The following is a 14,367-nucleotide window of genomic DNA, read 5'->3' as shown; positions in this document are numbered from 1 at the left end:
CGGCTGGGTGAGGCACGGGCGGGGCCCGGATGGGCTGGGTGAGGCACGGGCGGGGCCCGGATGGGCTGGGTGAGGCACGGGCGGGGCCCGGATGGGCTGGGTGAGGCACGGGCGGGGCCCGGATGGGCCTGGGCCTCGGGTCCGTATGAGGCTCGATGGGGCCTGAGCGGCTCGGATGCGAGCCTGGACGGGCCCGGAGGGGCTCGGACGTCGCCTGGACGGCTCGGGAGGTGACCTGGTCACCGGTCCTGAACGGGCCCGGATGAGGAAACGGAGGGGACCCGGCTGAGGCAGCGGCTGCCGGAACGCTACCCGCCGGTACCGTCACCCGTGCCGTTCGGCCCCTCTGAGACACTGGGGCGCGATGGAACGTATCGAGACAGCATCCTTGCGTGCCCGCGCCGAGATCGATCTGGCGGCCCTGCGGGCGAACGTGCGTGCCCTGCGCGCCGTCGCGCCCGGCGCGGCCCTGATGGCCGTCGTGAAGTCGGACGCGTACGGCCACGGGGCCCTGCCGTGCGCCCGCGCGGCCCTCGAAGCCGGCGCCGAGTGGCTCGGCACGGCCACCCCCGAGGAGGCCCTCGCCCTGCGCGAGGCAGGAGTGCCGGGCCGCGTCCTGTGCTGGCTCTGGACCCCCGGCGGCCCCTGGCAGCGTGCCGTCGAGGCCGACATCGACGTGTCCGTCAGCGGCCTGTGGGCCCTCGACGAGGTGCGCGAGGCGGCCGCCGCCGCGGGCGTGCCCGCCCGGGTCCACCTCAAGGCCGACACCGGCCTGGGCAGGAACGGCTGCCAGCCCGGCGACTGGCCGGAACTCGTCGCCGAGGCCCTGCGCGCGCAGGCCGACGGCCTGGTCACCGTCGTCGGCCTGTGGTCCCACTTCGCCTGCGCCGACGAACCCGGCCACCCCTCCGTCCAGGCCCAACTGGCCCGCTTCCGCGAGATGGTGGCGTACGCCGAGCAGCAGGGCGTGCGCCCCGAGGTGCGGCACATCGCCAACTCGCCCGCCACGCTGACCCTGCCCGAGGCCCACTTCGACCTCGTGCGCACCGGCATCGCGATGTACGGCATCTCACCGAGCCCCGAACTCGGCACCCCCGCCGACTTCGGACTGCGCCCGGTCATGACCCTCAAGGCGTCGCTCGCCCTGGTCAAGCAGGTCCCCAGCGGCCACGGCGTCAGCTACGGCCATCTGTACACCACCCCCGGCGCCACCACCCTCGGCCTGGTCCCGGTCGGCTACGCGGACGGCATCCCGCGCCACGCCTCCGGTACGGGACCGGTCCTGGTCGACGGCAAGCTGCGCACCGTCGCGGGCCGGATCGCCATGGACCAGTTCGTCGTGGACCTGGGCGGCGACGAGCCCCCGCCCGGCACCGAGGCGGTCCTCTTCGGCCCCGGCGACCGGGGCGAACCCACCGCCGAGGACTGGGCGCAGGCGGCCGGAACCATCGCTTACGAAATCGTGACCCGGATCGGAACCCGCGTCCCGCGCGTCTACGTAAAGGTGAACGCGGAACAAGATGGGTAATCCACACGGGTGAGCCGGGGCAGACGTACGGCTGAACGGGCGGGGGCCCCGGCAAGAAGGAGCGGGACGTGAGCGAGAGCAGCGCGGAGACGGCGGAAGCCGTCATGGGCGCGACCGCCGCTGCCGCCGGCAACTGGCGTCTCGCCGGTCTCGCCGGCGCCGCGCTAGGCGTGGTCGCGGCGGGTGCCGCGGCCGGCGTCGCGATCGAGCGGACAACGGTCGGCCGCGGCATGCGCAGGAAGGCCCGGCTGGCCCTCGACTCGGCGGGGCCGTACGGCACCCTCCGCGGCATCCCCGGCAAGGCGTACGCGGACGACGGCACCGAGTTGTACTACGAGGTCGACGACGTCGAGCGGGCGGAGAGGATCCCCGCACAGCGGCGCCGCCGGCTCTTCGGACGCAAGGCCCCCGCCCCGGTCACCGTCGTCTTCAGCCACGGCTACTGCCTCAACCAGGACTCCTGGCACTTCCAGCGGGCCGCGCTGCGCGGCGTCGTCCGTACCGTGCACTGGGACCAGCGAAGCCACGGCCGCTCCGGGCGGGGCATGGCGCAGGCCGACGGCACGCCGGTCTCCATAGACCAGCTCGGACGCGACCTGAAGGCCGTGATCGACGCGGCCGTGCCCGAGGGGCCGATCGTGCTCGTCGGCCACTCCATGGGCGGCATGACGGTCATGGCGCTCGCCGACCAGTACCCCGAACTGGTCCGCGACCGGGTCGTCGGCGTCGCCCTCGTGGGTACGTCGTCCGGGCGGCTCGGTGAGGTCAACTTCGGTCTGCCCGTCGCGGGCGTCAACGCGATACGCCGCATCCTTCCCGGAGTGCTGAGGGCACTCGGGCAGCAGGCCGAGCTGGTGGAGAAGGGACGCAGGGCCACCGCCGACCTGTTCGCGGGGATCATCAAGCGGTACTCGTTCGCGTCCCGGGACATCGATCCGGCCGTCGCCCGGTTCGCCGAGCGGATGATCGAGAGCACGCCGATCGACGTGGTCGCCGAGTTCTACCCGGCCTTCAGCGACCACGACAAGACCAAGGCGCTCGCCCGCTTCGCCGACCTTCCGGTGCTCGTCCTGGCCGGCGTGCAGGACCTGGTCACCCCCAGCGAGCACAGCGAGGCGATCGCCGACCTGCTGCCGGACGCCGAACTGGTGCTCGTGCCGGACGCCGGGCACCTTGTCATGCTGGAACACCCGGAGGTCGTCATAGACCGCCTCGCCGATCTGCTCGCCCGCACCGGAGCGGTGCCCGCCACGGCTACCGTGGGGGGCTGTGACTCCGCCCTCTCCTGATGGAGGTGGCTTCCAGCCTTTCGGCTGCGGTCCAGCCCGAACCGGCCCCTTGCGGGGCGTGACAAGCGTACTACTGCAAGTGAGTGACCATGGAAGAACTCGCAACATCGCAGACCCCGGCGCCTGAGGGCGTCACCGCCGAGCTCACCGTCACCTCCCCCGAACAGATGCAGGAACTGGGGCGCCGGCTGGCCAAGCTGCTGCGCGCCGGCGACCTCGTGCTGCTGAACGGCGAGCTGGGCGCGGGCAAGACCACGCTGACCCGCGGGCTCGGCGAGGGCATGGGGGTGCGGGGAGCGGTCACCTCGCCGACCTTCGTGATCGCCCGCGTGCATCCCTCCCTCGGGGACGGCCCGCCGCTGGTCCACGTGGACGCGTACCGGCTGGGCGGCGGCCTGGAGGAGATGGAGGACCTCGACCTCGACGTCTCGCTGCCGGAGTCGGTGGTCGTCGTGGAGTGGGGCGAGGGCAAGGTCGAGGAGCTGACGGAGGACCGCCTGCACGTGACGATCCACCGGGCGGTGGGCGACACGACGGACGAGGTCCGGCATGTGACGCTCGCGGGGTTCGGGGAGCGCTGGGCGCAGGTGGACCTGGGGGCGCCCCTTTAGCGGCGGCCCCCCGCATCATGCGGGTAACGTCCCGACAAGGCGTCGGCAAGATATTGCGCCGTGGGCATCCGCCGTGGTCACATGGTCGGAAAGGACCGTGGTCAGGTCTGCCTAACCCTGTCGCCCCCGCGACACCAGGAGGCGTCCATGCCGGCTTCAGAACGCGACGAGGCGCAGCCGCGCGTGGTGCCCGGGCCGGGCAACGTGTCGATGAAGGATCTGCTCGCGTCGTGCGCCGCGGCCAAGGCGGTCTCGACCCCGCCGAGGGACCCGGCGCCCGACAAGCCACAGCCGGCTCCCGTGACCGAGGACGGGCGCAGGGCCGCGTAGGGCGCGGCGTCCGCTACGTGACGGCGTCCGCTACGTGACGGCGTCCGCTACGTGACGACGACCACTACTTGACGACGACCACCTTCTGGTTGATCGTCGCGAACTCCCACATCGCCGTGCCGTCCGTACGCGCCTCGCGGATCCCGCCCAGCTTCTTAGACCCGTCCGGCCTCGGTGTCGAGCCGTCCACGGCCGCGCTGAAGCCGAACACCACGCCGTCGCTCAGCGCGAACCGCACGATGTGCTCCACCTGCTTGCCGTCCGAACCGGTCCCGGCCGCGGTCCGGGACGTCACCGCGTACGTGCCCGGGGCCGGGTCGACCGTCCCCGGCATCACGGTGAAGGTGCGCTCCACCTTGTTGTCCGTGCCGACCAGCCACACCCGGTCGTCGTCGAGCGAGTACACCACCCGCTCCCCGGTGCCGGAGTCCCCGGGCAGCGCCGCCGGGTTCGCCTTGTCCCGCGGGGCCTTGGACGCGCCGGCTCCCGGCGACTTCTTCACCTGCGGCTTGCCCAGCGTGTCGGGCACGTGTGCCGACGCCTGGTAGGCGAGGAAACCGACCGCGGCGACGGCCGCCACGGTGAGCCCGGCCACGAATCCCGAGCTGCTCCTAGCCACCCTTGCCCACCTCTCGACACCGTGCACGCGCTTGCGTCGCACACCTTTGCTGTGACGGTAGCAGCAGCCGCGGTGGGGACCGGCCCGGCCGTGCGAGGGGCGCGGGCGCCGTACGCTGTTTGCGTGCTCTTGCTCGCTCTGGATACCGCCACCCCCGCCGTGACCGTCGCGCTGCACGACGGCACGTCCGTCGTCGCCTCGACGAGCCAGGTCGACGCCCGGCGGCACGGGGAACTCCTGCTGCCCGCCGTCGACCGGATCCTCGCCGAGGCGGGCACCCGGCTCGACGCCGTCACCGGCGTCGTCGTCGGCGTGGGCCCCGGCCCGTACACCGGGCTGCGGGTCGGCCTGATGACCGCCGACACGTTCGGACTCGCGCTCGGCGTGCCCGTGTACGGCCTGTGCACCCTCGACGGCCTCGCATACGCCTCCGACCTGACCGTGCCCTTCGTGGTCGCCACGGACGCACGCCGCAAGGAGGTCTACTGGGCGCGTTACGACGATGCCCGCACCCGTGTCACCGAGCCCGCCGTCGACCGTCCCGCCGAGATCACCGAGAAGGTCGCGGGCCTGCCCGCGATCGGCGCCGGCGCGCTGCTGTACCCGGACACCTTCCCGGACGTCCACGAGCCCGAGCACGTCTCGGCGGCGGCCCTCGCCTCCCTGGCCGCCGAGAAGCTCGCCCGGGGCGAGGAACTGCCCGCGCCGCGTCCGCTGTACCTGCGCCGCCCCGACGCACAGGTACCCAAGAGCTACAAGGTGGTCACGCCGAAGTGACCGAGCCCGTGACCCCGCCCGAGACGCCCCGGCTGCGCGAGATGCGCTGGTGGGACATCGACCCCGTGCTGGAGCTGGAGAAGGACCTCTTCCCGGAGGACGCCTGGTCGCGGGGCATGTTCTGGTCCGAGCTCGCGCACTCCCGCGGCCCGGAGGCCACCCGCCGCTATGTCGTGGCCGTCGAGGGCGAGCGCATCGTCGGCTACGCGGGGCTGGCCGCCCAGGGCGACCTCGGCGACATCCAGACCATCGCCGTGGCCCGCGACCGCTGGGGCACGGGACTCGGCGGACGGCTGCTGACCGAGCTGCTGCGCGCCGCAACCGCGTTCGAGTGCGCCGAGGTGATGCTCGAGTGCCGGGTCGACAACGTACGCGCGCAGAAGCTGTACGAGCGCTTCGGCTTCGAGGCCATCGGTTTCAGGCGCGGCTACTACCAGCCGGGGAACGTGGACGCCCTGGTGATGCGCCTGACCACCACACCCGACGGCGACTTCGCCGCGGGCTCCCCATCAGCACGAGGAACCGAGATCAATGGCTGACCAACCCCTGGTCCTGGGGATCGAGACGTCCTGTGACGAGACCGGTGTCGGCATCGTCCACGGGACCACCCTCCTCGCGGACGCCGTCGCGTCCAGCGTCGACGAGCACGCGCGCTACGGCGGGGTCGTCCCGGAGGTCGCGTCGCGCGCCCACCTGGAAGCGATGGTCCCGACCATCGAGCGCGCGCTGAAGGACGCGGGAGTCTCCGCGAAGGACCTCGACGGCATCGCGGTCACCGCCGGGCCTGGCCTGGCCGGCGCCCTGCTGGTCGGCGTGTCCGCGGCGAAGGCGTACGCGTACGCGCTGGGCAAGCCGCTGTACGGCGTCAACCATCTGGCCTCGCACATCTGCGTGGACCAGCTCGAGCACGGCGCGCTGCCGGAGCCGACGATGGCGCTGCTGGTGAGCGGCGGCCATTCGTCGCTGCTGCTGTCCACGGACATCACCTCGGACGTACGGCCGATGGGTTCGACGATCGATGACGCGGCCGGCGAGGCCTTCGACAAGATCGCGCGCGTGCTGAACCTCGGCTTCCCGGGCGGCCCGGTCATCGACCGGTACGCCAAGGAGGGCGACCCGGAGGCGATCGCGTTCCCGCGTGGTCTGACCGGCCCGCGTGACCCCGCGTACGACTTCTCCTTCTCCGGTCTGAAGACGGCCGTGGCCCGCTGGATCGAGGCCAGGCGCGCGGCGGGGGAGGAGGTGCCGGTCCGTGATGTGGCGGCGTCCTTCCAGGAGGCGGTGGTGGACGTGCTGACCCGCAAGGCGGTGCGCGCCTGCAAGGACCAGGGCGTCGACCACCTGATGATCGGCGGCGGCGTGGCGGCGAACTCCCGGCTGCGCGTCCTGGCCCAGGAGCGGTGCGAGGCGGCCGGCGTCCGCCTGCGCGTGCCGCGGCCGAAGCTGTGCACGGACAACGGCGCGATGGTCGCCGCGCTGGGCGCGGAGATGGTCGCCCGGGGCCGTGCGGCGTCGTCCTGGGACCTGTCGGCGGACTCGTCGCTGCCGGTGACGGACCCGCATGTGCCGGGCAACTCGCACGACCACGACCACGTGCACGAGGTGAGCAAGGAGAACCTCTACTCGTGACGGTCGCGCTGATGTGGGAGGCCCGGGCGGTCGCCGGCCGGGGTGAGGACCTGCTGGCCTGGGCCCGCGCCCGGGAGCTGACGCCCCCGCCCCTGCGCCGCGAGACCTTCCGGGCCCCGCAGGACCGCGTCCTCGTCATCACCTGGTGGGACGCGGAGTTCACCGCCGACCTCCCCGAACTTCCCGAGCCGGACGGGGAGTTGGTCATCCGGGCGGTGCACCGGTGGCGGTTCGAGTCGGTGACGGCGGACCGACGGGACTGACGCGACTCAACTCCCGTTCCTTTCCGAATCTTTCGGATGGTGCGTCGAATCTTCCGGGCATACGATCCCGCCCATGACTCCCGCGCAATCCGCCGGCGCGAACGGAGCGTGGCGCTCCGCACGGACCGCCACGCTCGCCGAGATAGCCCGTGCGGCCGGGGTGTCGGCGCCCACGGTGTCCAAGGTGCTCAACGGCCGGGCCGACGTCGCCCCGGCGACCCGGGCCCGCGTCGAGGAACTGCTGCGCGCCTACGGCTACCGCCGGCGCCGGGCCGAAGCGAGCCGTGCGCCGCTGATCGACCTCGTCTTCCACGAGCTGGAGAGCTCCTGGGCGATGGAGGTCATCCGTGGGGTGGAGAACGTGGCGCGCGACGCGGGGCTGAGCGTGGTGCTGTCCGAGAGCCCGGGGCGGCTCACCCCCGGCCGTACCTGGGCCGACCAGGTCGCCGCCCGCCGCCCGCACGGTGTGATCCTCGTGCTGTCCGGCCTGGACGCCTCCCAGCGCGCGCTGCTGACCAGCCGTTCCATCCCGTTCGTGGTCATGGACCCGGGGGCGATCCGGGGGACGACGTGCCGTCCATCGGCGCCACCAACTGGCACGGCGGTCTGGCCGCGACCCGGCATCTGATCGAGCTGGGGCACACCCGGATCGGCGCGATCAGCGGGCCCACGCGCATGATGTGCAGCCGCGCGCGGGTCGACGGCTACCGGGCGGCCCTGGAGACCGCCGGGCTGCCCGTGGCTCCGGACCTGGTCCGGACGGGGGACTTCCACCACGAGGCGGGCTACCGGCTCGGCGGCGAACTGCTGCGCCGCCCGGACCGGCCGACGGCTCTCTTCGCGGGCAACGACCTCCAGGCGCTGGGGGTCTACGAGGCGGCGCGCGAGCTGGGGTTGCGCGTTCCGGAGGACCTCGGCGTGGTCGGGTTCGACGACCTGCCGGTGGCTCGCTGGGTGGGGCCGCCGTTGACGACCGTACGGCAGCCGCTCATGGAGATGGCGGAGGCGGCGGCACGGCTGGTACTGGACCTCGGCCGTGCGGACGCGCCCACGGTGGCGACCCGCATCGAGCTGGCGACCAGCCTGGTGGTGCGCAGCAGCACCGGGGCGCCGCCCGCGTGACCACCAGGGCCATGCCGACCGGAAGTTGACGTTCCGGCCTCCGAAATTTTCGCGCCCTCCCGCAGTGACGCCGGGCTGAGGGCGGGCGAGAACGTGAGATTTTCCGAAGAATGACGCTCCGCTGTCTCTGCTCGCAATAATTCGGACTTATGTTCCTCCGTGTGGCTTCAGTTGATGCACACGGGGGCGGGGACGGGGATGGTGACGGGGGCGTGGGAAGACGCGGCGGCCGGCGGACACGGCTGATCAGATTCGTCGGCGCGGTGATCGCGTGCGGCGTCGTCCTCACGGCCGCCGGGGCGGCGTGGGCGTACTGGCGTCTCAACCACAACATCAAGAGCGTCGACATCGACGGCGCGCTGGGCACCGACCGCCCGGCGCGCCCGACACCCTCGGCCCCCGCGTCCGCATCGCCCCTGCCGAGCGGCGCCCTGAACATCCTGGTCCTGGGCTCCGATTCGCGCAGCGGCAAGCAGAACGCCGCCCTCGGCGGGGGTGACGTCTCAGGGGCCCGTTCGGACACGGCGATGGTGGTGCACATCGACGCGGGCCGCACGAAGGCCACCGTGGTCAGCATCCCGCGCGACACCCTCGTCACCCGGCCGTCGTGCCCGTCGGCGTCGGGCGGCAGGACGGCGGTGGCGTACGGGGTGATGTTCAACACCGCCTACGAGCTGGGCGGTCCGGTCTGCGCGGTCAAGACGGTCGAGTCGATCACACGGATCCGCATGGACCACTTTCTGGAGATCGACTTCTCGGGGTTCGCCGAACTGGTGGACGCGCTCGGCGGCGTGACGGTGACGACGGACCAGGACATCTACGACGACAAGAGCCATCTGGACCTGAAGGCGGGCGCCCACCACCTGAACGGCAACCAGGCCCTGGCCCTGGCCCGCACCCGGTACGGCATAGGCGACGGCAGCGACCTCGGCCGCATAGTTCTCCAGCAGAAACTGGTGAAGGCGCTGCTGGACCAGCTCGGCTCCACGGATCTGCTCACCGATCCCGCGAAGCTGTACCGGGTCGCCGACGCGACCACCGGCAGCCTGACCACGGACACGGGCCTGGACTCGCTGCCGGAGCTGACGCGTCTGGGCGAGAGCCTGAAGGGCCTGACGTCGAAGAACGTGACGACGGTGATGATGCCGGTGGTGCCCGCCCCCTCGGACGCCAACCGGGTGGTGGCGAAGGAACCGGCGGCCGGCGAGCTGTGGGCCTCGCTGCGGTGAGAACACCCCCGGAAAACCCCTCGAAGAAAATTCCGTCGCCGTGTCGATCCAGGACGCGCTCGTTCGACGCAAGGCATAGAGGCCGGGAGCAGCCCGGCCGCCGTACCCGAGGAGTCACCATGCCGCGTTTCCTGTCGATCGTGCGCGTCGACGAGACCACCGCGCCCGCGGAGGGTCCCAGCCCCGAGCTCATGCAGCGCATGGGCGAGCTGATCGAGGAGATCACCAAGGCCGGGGTCATGCTCGACACCGCCGGGCTCACGCCGGCCGCCCAGGGGGCCCGCGTGCGCTGGGAGGACGGGAAGCTCTCCGTCACGGACGGCCCGTTCACCGAGTCCAAGGAGGTCATCGGCGGCTACGCGCTCATGCAGTGCAAGGACAGGGCCGAGGCGATCGAGTGGGCCAAGCGGTTCGTGAAGGTGCATGAGGAGTACTGGACGATCACCTGTGAGGTCCGGGAGATCGCCGAGGCGTGAGCGCCGCTTTGCGTCCGCCCGCCGGGGGTGTTGCATGGTGGGCTGTGGAACAGCAGCCCACCGCCGCCCCTGCCTCCGACGGCCCGGCCGGCGCCATCGAGACCGTCTTCCGGATGGAGTCCCCCCGCGTCATCGCCGGTGTCGCCCGGATCGTCCGGGACGTCGGGACAGCCGAGGAGCTGGCGCAGGACGCCCTGGTAGCCGCGCTGGACCAGTGGCCGCGGGACGGCGTGCCCGACAACCCGGGCGCCTGGCTCATGACCACCGCCAGGCATCGCGCGATCGACCTCGTACGCCGCCGGGAACGGTACTCGCGCAAGCTCGAGGAGGTCGGGCGGGACCTCCAGGCGGCGCCGTACCACGTGGACGTGCCGTCCGACCCGGACGACATGGACGACGACCTGCTGCGGCTCGTGTTCACCGCCTGCCACCCGGTGTTGTCCGCCGAGTCCCGCATCGCGCTCACCCTGCGGCTGCTCGGCGGACTGACCACGGCCGAGATCGCACGCGCGTTCCTCGTGCCGGAAGCCACCGTCGCACAGCGCATCGTCCGCGCGAAACGGACGCTCGCGACGAAGGGCGTCGCCTTCGAGGTGCCGTACGGTCCCGAGCGCGAGGCCCGGCTCGGGTCCGTGCTCGAGGTCGTCTACCTCGTCTTCAACGAGGGGTACGCGGCCACGGCAGGCGACGACCTGCTGCGCCCCGCCCTGTGCGAGGACGCCCTGCGGCTGGCCCGGGTTCTGGCCGAGCTGATGCCCAAGGAGCCCGAGGTGCACGGGCTGGCCGCACTGCTGGAGTTCCAGGCCTCCCGAACCGCGGCCCGCACCGGGCCGGACGGCGGGGCCGTGCTGCTGAAGGACCAGAACCGGGCGCGCTGGAACCGCCTGCTCATCGCCCGCGGCATCGCTGCCCTGGGCCGCGCCGACGCGGTGTCCCCCAAGCTCTCGCCTTCGCTCGAGCAGGGGGGACCCCCATCAGGGGCCCCTGGCCCGTACGTCCTGCAGGCCGCGATCGCCGCGTGCCACGCGCTCGCGTACACGTACGAGGAGACGGACTGGGCGCGTATCGCCACCCTGTACGGTCTGCTGGCCGACCGCTCCCCCTCACCGGTCGTCGAGCTGAACCGCGCGGTCGCCGTCTCGATGGCGGAGGGACCGGGCCCGGCCCTGGAGATCGTCGACCGGCTGGCCGCTGAACCGGCCCTGCGCGACTACCACTTGCTGCCGAGCGTCCGTGGAGACCTGCTGGCCCGGCTCGGGCGCAGGGCCGAGGCCCGTGAGGAGTTCGTCCGGGCCGCCGCCCTCGCCCGCAACGAAAGGGAACGTCAGCTGCTCACGGCGCGCGCGGAGGACTGTCGTTAGACGGGGTGCCCCAGGAGCATCGTCGGCGCCCCGGCGACCCGGGTCAGGAACACGGTCACCGCGTGCGGGCCGTGCGGCTTGGGCAGGACCTTGCGGCGCAGTTCCTCCGGTTCGACGGCCGAGCCGCGCTTCTTCACGGTCAGGATCCCGACCTCCCGCTCCCGCAGCAGCGCCTTCAGCTTCTTCACGTTGAAGGGGAGCCGGTCGGTGATCTCGTACGCGGTGGCGTACGGGGAGTCGCGACGCCCGTCCGCCGTCACATAGGCGATCGTCTCGTCGATCAGGCCGCCGTCCACCTCCTCGGCCACCTCCGCCACCAGGTGGGCGCGGATCACGGCGCCGTCGGGTTCGTAGAGGTAGCGGCCGAGGGGACGCACCGGCGGGTCGGGCAGGCCGCGACCGCGCAGCACGCGCGGTCCGGGCAGGAGCGTGGCCCGTACCTCGCCCGGCCGCGTGCCGAACCACAGCACCGCCTCCTTCACGTCACCGCCGTCCGAGATCCACTCGGCCTCCGCCTCGTCGGGCACCGCCTCGTGCGGGATGCCCGGCGCCACCTTCAGGGCGGCGCGCGGGGCCTGCAGAGCCGTGGCCACCGCCCAGGACAGTGGGGGCGAGTACGCCTCCGGGTCGAAGATGCGGCCGCGTCCTCCGCGCCGCGCGGGATCGACGAAGACGGCGTCGTACGAGGAGACGTCCACCTCGGTGACGTCGGCCTCGCGGACCTCGATCAGGCCGGCGAGGCCCAGCGCGTCGGCGTTCGCGCGCGCCACGGCCGCCGTCAGCGGGTCGCGGTCCACGGCCAGGACGCGGATGCCGGCCCGGGCGAGCGCGATGGCGTCGCCGCCCACGCCGCAGCACAGGTCGGCGACGGAGGTCACCCCGAGGGCCCGGAAGCGCTCGGCGCGGTGGGTGGCGACCGTGGCCCTGGTGGACTGCTCGACGCCGTTCGGGGTGAAGAACATCCGCTGTGCGTCGCCCACGCCGAACTTCGCCGCCGCCCGCTCCCGCAGCCGTGCCTGCGTGAGGGCCGCGGAGACCAGCTCGGCGGGGTGCTCGCGGCGCAGCCGGGTGGCGACGGCCAACTCCCGCGCCGGGTCGGTGCCGCGCACCTCGTCCAGGAGGGCGCGGCCCTCGGGGGTGAGCAGGGAGGCGAAGGAGAGGTCGTTCACCCGGTCATTGTCGGCCAGTCGGTGGATGGCGTGCGCCGGGTCGCGGTGTCGGCCCGCCGTGGCCGCCGGTGGCTGGAAGGATCCGACACCATGCGACTCGTAGGACAAGACGACAAAAAGTGCGCAAAATGCACTGATGTGCGTGTGCCGCGCTTGACGGGTCCTGGGCCGACGGTCGTGGCCCGCGCGGGCCTCGCTGTCCTGGCCGCCACCGCCCTCGCCACCGGATGCACCGGCAGTGAAGGGGTGCACGGCGCGCACGGCCCGCAGGAGCCCTTCAGGCCCCCGGCAGCGCGCGCTCTCGACGAGTACGCCACCAAGTTGCGCGCCGCGTACGCCCAGCGCGTGGCCGCCGCCAAGCGCTGGGGACTGAAGAAGGTGCCGTTGGTCGCGCCCCCCGCGCCGGAGAACAAGCCGGTGATCACCTTCCGCAAGGGGTTCGAGGTGCAGGACGGCGACGACCTGCCGCCGATCTTCACGACCATCCCCACCAAGGACAGGGTCGTCTTCCTCACCATCGACGACGGTGACGAGAAGGACCCGGCGTTCCTGCGGATGATGAGCGACCTGAAGATCCCGTACACGGCGTTCCTCAGCGACTACCTGATCAAGGACGACTACGGGTACTTCCGGAAGATGCGCGACCGTGGCGTCACGCTCGACAACCACACGCTGCACCACCCCTACCTGCCGGGGCTGTCGTACGAGGAGCAGCGGCAGGAGATCTGCGGCATGCAGGACGTGATGGAGGAGCAGTTCGGCAGGCGCCCGACCGTCTTCCGGCCGCCGTTCGGGAACTACAACAGGGACACCCTGCGCGCCGCGAAGTCCTGCGGCATCGGATACGCGCCGATCTGGGACGAGGAGGTCTACGTCGACCACTGGGAGTACCGCGAGTGGGACCGGAGCCTGCACCCCGGGGACATCGTGCTGACCCACTTCCGCGGCCGGTCGGACTGGAACGGCACGATGCCCGACGTGATCCGCAGGTTCCTGAAGAAGGTGACCGACGAGGGGTACGCGGTGGCCCGCCTGGAGGACTACCTGTGAGGGCACGGCGGCTGCGCGCACTGCTGGCGGGGCTCCTGGCCGCCGCGGTCCTGGCCGGGACGGCGGGCTGCGCCCAGTCGGTCGACCCCATCGAACGGCTGGGCAAGAAGGCGGCGCAGAGGGTGCGCAGGTCGTACGGTCCGCACGAGGGGGCCTACCGCCACTGGGGGCTCACCGCCCCGCTCGCGCCCGCGCCCCGGCCGGCCCGCCCCCTGTCCCGGCACGTCGGCCCGAAGCAGGGACTGCCGGAGGTCCTCGACCGCGTCCCCACCCGCGACAAGGTCGTCTTCCTCACCTACGACGAGGGCGCGGAGCGGGACCCCCGGTTCGTCGAGATGGTCCGGGACCTGCGGCTGCCCATCAGCGTCTTCCTCACGGACACGGCCGCCGGACAGGCGTATGCGCGGGTCGCGCGGCTACGGGCGGCAGGGGCGACCATCCAGAACCGCACCCTGGACCACGCCGGACTGCGCGGCCGGCCCTACGCGGAGCAGCGCGCCCAGATCTGCGCCGGGCGGGACCGTCTGCGCTCCCGCCCGGGCCGGCGCCCCGTTCTGCTGCGCCCGCCCTACGGCCGGTACGACCGCACGACCCTCCGGGCCGCGGCGGACTGCGGCATCAAGGCCCTGATCCTGTGGCGCCCGACACACGCCTACGGAAGGTCCACGGCCCTCCATCCGGGCGACATCCTCCGCCCCCACGAACCGGGCCGCCCCCTGACCTCCCTGACCACGGAAACGACCCGCGTCCTGCGCCGCCTGCAGGCGAGGGGGTTCACGGTGGCCCGTTTGGAGGACTACCTCTGACCGGGGGCGCCGGGCGGTGAGATCAGCCTGTCCGGGGATCCCCCCTGCTCGAAGAGCTTGGGGGAGCTCGAGGGCGAGGCCGTCAGGCCGACAGGGGGTCTGGGGGCG

15 protein-coding genes and 1 pseudogene are annotated in these 14,367 nt (G+C 72.6%); 14 read left to right on the top strand and 2 right to left on the bottom strand.

Annotated features, from left to right (window positions below; genetic code table 11):
* Window positions 1–364: 364 nt before the first annotated feature.
* The 4 genes from alr to AB0N14_RS03595 all read left to right on the top strand — a co-directional run bounded on the left by alr (window position 365) and on the right by AB0N14_RS03595 (window position 3,758).
* On the top strand, window positions 365–1,528 hold the full coding sequence (gene alr, locus AB0N14_RS03610) for an alanine racemase (protein ID WP_366024068.1): 1,164 nt from the start codon (window positions 365–367) through the stop codon (window positions 1,526–1,528).
* Between the two features lie 68 nt (window positions 1,529–1,596).
* The gene (locus tag AB0N14_RS03605) at window positions 1,597–2,817 is read left to right on the top strand and encodes an alpha/beta hydrolase (RefSeq protein WP_366024067.1); all 1,221 of its coding nucleotides are present in this window, start codon (window positions 1,597–1,599) and stop codon (window positions 2,815–2,817) included.
* An 89-nt stretch (window positions 2,818–2,906) separates the two neighbouring features.
* Complete coding sequence (gene tsaE / locus AB0N14_RS03600; RefSeq protein WP_366024066.1) at window positions 2,907–3,428, top strand: tRNA (adenosine(37)-N6)-threonylcarbamoyltransferase complex ATPase subunit type 1 TsaE; 522 nt, start codon at window positions 2,907–2,909, stop codon at window positions 3,426–3,428.
* Window positions 3,429–3,575: 147 nt separating this feature from the next.
* Entirely contained in the window at window positions 3,576–3,758 is a 183-nt protein-coding gene (locus AB0N14_RS03595) for a hypothetical protein (RefSeq protein ID WP_366024065.1), read from the top strand.
* 64 nt (window positions 3,759–3,822) lie between these two features.
* Here AB0N14_RS03595 and AB0N14_RS03590 read toward each other — a convergent pair whose 3' ends face one another.
* Window positions 3,823–4,377 carry a hypothetical protein gene (locus tag AB0N14_RS03590; protein ID WP_366024064.1) on the bottom strand — a complete coding sequence of 185 codons (555 nt, stop codon included), beginning with the start codon at window positions 4,375–4,377 and terminating at the stop codon, window positions 3,823–3,825.
* Window positions 4,378–4,500: 123 nt separating this feature from the next.
* On the opposite strand from AB0N14_RS03590, the gene tsaB reads away from it, so the two are divergent.
* The 8 genes and pseudogenes from tsaB to AB0N14_RS03550 all read left to right on the top strand — a co-directional run bounded on the left by tsaB (window position 4,501) and on the right by AB0N14_RS03550 (window position 11,234).
* The gene (gene tsaB / locus AB0N14_RS03585) at window positions 4,501–5,154 is read left to right on the top strand and encodes a tRNA (adenosine(37)-N6)-threonylcarbamoyltransferase complex dimerization subunit type 1 TsaB (protein WP_263231477.1); all 654 of its coding nucleotides are present in this window, start codon (window positions 4,501–4,503) and stop codon (window positions 5,152–5,154) included.
* Window positions 5,155–5,162: 8 nt separating this feature from the next.
* Window positions 5,163–5,693, top strand: a complete 531-nt coding sequence (rimI, locus tag AB0N14_RS03580; protein WP_366024251.1) for a ribosomal protein S18-alanine N-acetyltransferase — start codon at window positions 5,163–5,165, stop codon at window positions 5,691–5,693.
* On the top strand, window positions 5,686–6,783 hold the full coding sequence (gene tsaD / locus AB0N14_RS03575; protein ID WP_366024063.1) for a tRNA (adenosine(37)-N6)-threonylcarbamoyltransferase complex transferase subunit TsaD: 1,098 nt from the start codon (window positions 5,686–5,688) through the stop codon (window positions 6,781–6,783). Before rimI ends, tsaD begins: the two co-directional genes overlap by 8 nt.
* The gene (locus AB0N14_RS03570) at window positions 6,780–7,046 is read left to right on the top strand and encodes a hypothetical protein (RefSeq protein ID WP_366024062.1); all 267 of its coding nucleotides are present in this window, start codon (window positions 6,780–6,782) and stop codon (window positions 7,044–7,046) included. Before tsaD ends, AB0N14_RS03570 begins: the two co-directional genes overlap by 4 nt.
* Window positions 7,047–7,119: 73 nt before the next feature.
* Window positions 7,120–8,168, top strand: a pseudogene (locus AB0N14_RS03565) (LacI family DNA-binding transcriptional regulator).
* A gap of 149 nt (window positions 8,169–8,317) precedes the next feature.
* Window positions 8,318–9,397, top strand: a complete 1,080-nt coding sequence (locus AB0N14_RS03560; protein ID WP_366024061.1) for an LCP family protein — start codon at window positions 8,318–8,320, stop codon at window positions 9,395–9,397.
* A 119-nt stretch (window positions 9,398–9,516) separates the two neighbouring features.
* Window positions 9,517–9,873, top strand: coding sequence for a YciI family protein (locus AB0N14_RS03555; RefSeq protein WP_366024060.1), 357 nt, complete (start codon window positions 9,517–9,519; stop codon window positions 9,871–9,873).
* A 44-nt stretch (window positions 9,874–9,917) separates the two neighbouring features.
* The gene (locus AB0N14_RS03550) at window positions 9,918–11,234 is read left to right on the top strand and encodes a sigma-70 family RNA polymerase sigma factor (RefSeq protein WP_366024059.1); all 1,317 of its coding nucleotides are present in this window, start codon (window positions 9,918–9,920) and stop codon (window positions 11,232–11,234) included.
* Here the strand turns inward: AB0N14_RS03550 and AB0N14_RS03545 are convergent.
* Window positions 11,231–12,403, bottom strand: coding sequence for a class I SAM-dependent methyltransferase (locus AB0N14_RS03545; protein ID WP_366024058.1), 1,173 nt, complete (start codon window positions 12,401–12,403; stop codon window positions 11,231–11,233). The genes AB0N14_RS03550 and AB0N14_RS03545 overlap by 4 nt on opposite strands.
* A gap of 90 nt (window positions 12,404–12,493) precedes the next feature.
* On the opposite strand from AB0N14_RS03545, the gene AB0N14_RS03540 reads away from it, so the two are divergent.
* The gene (locus AB0N14_RS03540; protein ID WP_366024057.1) at window positions 12,494–13,453 is read left to right on the top strand and encodes a polysaccharide deacetylase family protein; all 960 of its coding nucleotides are present in this window, start codon (window positions 12,494–12,496) and stop codon (window positions 13,451–13,453) included.
* Window positions 13,450–14,259 (top strand): polysaccharide deacetylase family protein, encoded by an 810-nt coding sequence (locus AB0N14_RS03535; RefSeq protein ID WP_366024056.1) that lies wholly within the window; start codon window positions 13,450–13,452, stop codon window positions 14,257–14,259. The genes AB0N14_RS03540 and AB0N14_RS03535 overlap by 4 nt, the downstream gene beginning before the upstream one ends.
* Window positions 14,260–14,367 lie beyond the last annotated feature (108 nt).

This window comes from Streptomyces sp. NPDC051104 (genome assembly GCF_040682835.1).
Taxonomy (GTDB): Bacteria; Actinomycetota; Actinomycetes; order Streptomycetales; family Streptomycetaceae; genus Streptomyces; species Streptomyces cynarae.
Note: the sequence above shows the minus strand (reverse complement) of the source record. Positions and strands in the feature narration are given on the sequence as shown.

Excerpts from the sequence above, each read along its gene's own strand:
- tsaE (WP_366024066.1), top strand. The coding sequence starts at position 2,907 with ATGGAAGAACTCGCAACATCGCAGACCCCGGCGCCTGAGGGCGTCACC.
- alr (WP_366024068.1), top strand. The coding sequence starts at position 365 with ATGGAACGTATCGAGACAGCATCCTTGCGTGCCCGCGCCGAGATCGAT.
- tsaD (WP_366024063.1), top strand. The coding sequence starts at position 5,686 with ATGGCTGACCAACCCCTGGTCCTGGGGATCGAGACGTCCTGTGACGAG.
- AB0N14_RS03595 (WP_366024065.1), top strand. The coding sequence starts at position 3,576 with ATGCCGGCTTCAGAACGCGACGAGGCGCAGCCGCGCGTGGTGCCCGGG.
- AB0N14_RS03555 (WP_366024060.1), top strand. The coding sequence starts at position 9,517 with ATGCCGCGTTTCCTGTCGATCGTGCGCGTCGACGAGACCACCGCGCCC.
- AB0N14_RS03560 (WP_366024061.1), top strand. The coding sequence starts at position 8,318 with ATGTTCCTCCGTGTGGCTTCAGTTGATGCACACGGGGGCGGGGACGGG.
- AB0N14_RS03540 (WP_366024057.1), top strand. The coding sequence starts at position 12,494 with ATGCGACTCGTAGGACAAGACGACAAAAAGTGCGCAAAATGCACTGAT.